Annotated in this window: 2 protein-coding genes; both read right to left on the reverse strand. The window is 41.9% G+C overall.

Annotated elements, in window-relative coordinates:
* Window positions 1–105: 105 nt before the first annotated feature.
* Window positions 106–300 (reverse strand): hypothetical protein, encoded by a 195-nt coding sequence (locus PHF32_08760; GenBank protein MDD4560804.1) that lies wholly within the window; start codon window positions 298–300, stop codon window positions 106–108.
* A gap of 99 nt (window positions 301–399) precedes the next feature.
* Window positions 400–2,352 carry a tetratricopeptide repeat-containing sensor histidine kinase gene (locus tag PHF32_08765; protein MDD4560805.1) on the reverse strand — a complete coding sequence of 651 codons (1,953 nt, stop codon included), beginning with the start codon at window positions 2,350–2,352 and terminating at the stop codon, window positions 400–402.
* Window positions 2,353–2,854: the final 502 nt, after the last annotated feature.

The raw sequence follows: 2,854 nt of genomic DNA on the forward strand, positions 1-2,854 counted from the left end.
TGGTTCACTTAAGCAAATGATGGCAGATATGGTAGATGTGTTTGCGGACTTGAAAAACGACACAATATCATCCTTGTGCCGCTGCAGCTATCTAGAATTATGACATTACAATATGAACTCTGTATAAATCCTTATGGATTGAATGGTTCCCTGATTCAGTTTTAACGCCGGCTCTCCATGAATCATCTTTATGATACCCAGCTCTTTACTACAGTTCGGACAAAACGGCCGGCTGAAATTTTCCACCTGTTTCAGACCCACTTTATCTTCGCTTAATCGCGAGATCAGTACTTTAGTCAATCGTCCCTTGCCTGCCTTGAAATAGCAAAAAAGCAGAAAACCGCATCGGCAATGAATATCGATTATCTTTCCGGTTCTCATACCTGAACGATAGGCCAATCATTTCGCTGGCAAGAGGATGCTTACCCTGGTTCCCTTACCCTGAGTACTATCTATCTTTATGCTGCCTTTCATCTTCTTTAGGGAGTCTCTGCACAATACCAGACCCAAACCTACGCTTCCATCCAGTTTACTGCGGGCAATTCCCTGGCCCTTCCGCAGGTCTTTCAATGCCGTAGCATCCATCCCTATTCCGTTGTCCTCGACCACTATCTCAACCTTACTCTTTTGAGCTTTGGCATAGACATCTACTTTGCCATTATCGCCAGTGAACTTCATTGCGTTATTCAAGAGATTACGCACCAATATTTTCAATAGATCCGCATCTACTCTGGCATACATCTCCTCGGTCTGGGGTGAAAAACTCAGTTTGATCTTTTTCTGAAGGGCCATAGGCTGATATATTTCCATTACAGAATTAAGGATTGGCACGATGTTCTGCATTCCGATACTGGTGTGGAAGCTCATGTTCTGTCGTTGTAAGCGAATCCCATCCAGCATTTCATTGATTAGCTTCACGATGCTGTCACTGCTTCGCTTCATGCTTTGCAATATTTCGTCATGTTCCTCGGGGGGAAAATCGCCGCTATTTATCATAGCCAGCATTCTGCTAAAATTAGTTATTGGAGCCCGCACATCGTGGCTAATCACAGATATCAGCCAATTTAACACTTCCACGTTTTCTGCCAGGCTCTTGTTGACTACTTTCAATTCTCTTGTGGATGCGCTGATGATGCTGTTCTTGGTCTTGAGCTCGTTATTTTGCTCCAAATACTTCCGCGCTTGTTCTTCGATCTTGCCCCGGTAATATTCTGCTTCCTTTTTGCTTATCGTTGTCTTAAGCAGGCTATCAAGTTTGTTTTCCAGAATACTGTTGTTCTTTTCAGAGTATTCAAAAGCCTTCTGATGATCTCCCATCGCCGCATATACCTTGGCATACATAGATGTGATCTTTGAGTAGTTTTGCATCACATTCAAGGCATTTTCGATCTCTGATGCTTCCTCTAGTTTTGCCAGGCTCTCAGGCAGATCGCCCATCTTGTAATACAGCGATGCCTGATTTATCAAACAATTCGCGAGAGCTGAGTCACGTCGTAGCTTCTGATACCATTGCTCCCCCATTTTATAATACTTCAGAGCTTCTTCCAGATTACCGGAAGCCTCGTAAATAAAGCCAATATTGTTGTAACTGATACCCAAACTTTCTTCAGGGAGATGCACCTTGCGCAGATTTAAAGCGTCAAAAGCATATTCTAAAGCTTTATTATATTCCTTTAGTTCCACGTAAGCCAAGGCGATATTTCCCAAGGTCTCAAACTCCCGCCTTACGCTTTTGAATTTTCTGCTCAAATCGAGCGTTTCCATCCAATACTTCATGGCTTTCTTAGGATCTCCCATCTTCTCATAAGACGCCCCAAGGTTTAGCAGCGGTTCCATCCTACGCTCCGGCATGCCATGCTTATCTGCCAATTCCATTGCTTGATACGCATAGTGAATGCAGTCATGATACTCTCCGATAATGCCATATGCTACACAGATATTATTGTACAGGTTCAGCTTCATATCTATGTCTTTCTCGTCCTCCAGCAGACCGTGCCACATATCCAGAGCTTCTCGATACAGATCTTGCATGGCAAGCGTGATGGCAAGGTTGGCTTTAGCCTTCCTGATATAACGTGTAAACACTTGAGCTTCGGGTGAATTGAGGATCGCCTTCAGATACTCGGCAGATTTCTTCACTTCTGCATTACGACCGTGAACCTCGCCAAGCTTCATCATCAATGAATACTTCAATTCGAGATCAGAGGAAAAATCGTATTTCTTCAGATATTCCTTGATCTTTACCATGGCCTTTTCCGCCTCAACATTATGCATCTCCACCAAGTTATCCCGCATGTCTACAAGGGCTTTCCGGTCATGGTCAGTCAGTTGGATAAAGTCTTTTTTCTTCATTACTAAGATATTAATCTCCGAAAAATATTTGTCACTACTTATTGTTCAACATTTTTTATGCCGTATTTATGTAAACTCCAAAATGCCGAAATCTCCCAGAAAATGAATTCTTCTGTAGAAGAATATCCACAATCAATGACAATCGATTCCAGCTTTTTTTGTCGCACACATGCATCTATATACAGCTAAAGCAGCTTTCCGTTGCGCCATCGTAATGGCTTCAATCAGTGATATAATTATCGAATCTCAACTTGTTATCCTAAGGATATTGAAGAATTTTTTGCTAAACTGTATTACAAAATAGAAATCTGATGTACTCGTTTGACTACAAATCATTCCATGGAACCTAATCGCATGGCTCGCAATATGATATTGAAGGCATTCCCCCAAAAAATCGAGTTCTCATGTCTATAATAGCAATTAAAGATATGATGTTAGCCATTGCAGATGTCCAGGTATTTCATTTTTCAGATTTGCCACATTCGCTTCAAAATCGGGTTCA

This window comes from Candidatus Cloacimonadota bacterium (assembly GCA_028706475.1).
Lineage (GTDB): Bacteria > Cloacimonadota > Cloacimonadia > Cloacimonadales > Cloacimonadaceae > UBA5456.